Below are 755 nucleotides of genomic sequence, written 5' to 3'. Positions count from 1 at the left end.
AAGATTGTATTTTACTATGTTTAATTAAGAGTGATGAAAGTGTCGGTCAAAGCAGACAAGCTTGTAAAAAATTATATGATTTGCTATATCAGCAAGATTTATCAAATATAAAATTAGAAATCACAAATAAATTTTAGAAAGGAGATAAAAGTTTAAGTAGGCCAAAGGCGGTATTCTAGCTCCCCTTTTTAAAGGGGAAATCAAAGCTAATAAGCCTTGACTATAATTATACAAAGTAGTATAATTATTACTAGAATTTTATGGTTCAATTTAATCACCACCTAGCTGAGTGTTGATTAACACCAAAGGCGGCCACCTTTGGTGTTCCACCCTTTGAAATTATACTCAAATCTTACTTAAACTTCTAAAATAAGAAATGATAAATCTTTTATTTAAAAATGCAAAGCTTTGTATTGCTTTAGCTCTAATGCTTATGCTTAATGTATTTTTATATCTTAAGCTAGATAGCACTCAAGCAAAATTAGAAAAAAGTCAAAGTGATTTAAATTTAGCTTTGGGTGTAAATAATGAACTCGCAAAAATTACTCAGGAGCTTAAAATAAGACACGAACAAGAGTTAAAAGCACTCTTTCATGCAAATACTCAAAAAAATTAAATCAAAACAATGGTTGATGATGTTAAAAACTATATATCCAAAAGCAATGAAACTAATACCACTAAGCTTTTTAATGCTATGCTTGATAGGCTGTGGGAGCAAAACACAAGTATTAACCAAAATACAAATTCAAAAAGTG

Annotated in this window: 2 pseudogenes; both read left to right on the top strand. The window is 29.1% G+C overall.

Features of this window, described 5'->3' with window-relative positions:
• Window positions 1-137, top strand: a pseudogene (locus CAMP5118_RS08115) (DUF5675 family protein); the annotation flags it as partial.
• Window positions 138-376: 239 nt separating this feature from the next.
• A pseudogene (locus tag CAMP5118_RS07935) lies at window positions 377-755 on the top strand (hypothetical protein); the annotation flags it as partial.

It is taken from the genome of Campylobacter sp. LMG 7929, assembly GCF_024723595.1.
Lineage (GTDB): Bacteria > Campylobacterota > Campylobacteria > Campylobacterales > Campylobacteraceae > Campylobacter_D.
This window is presented reverse-complemented; position numbering and strand designations above follow the sequence as displayed.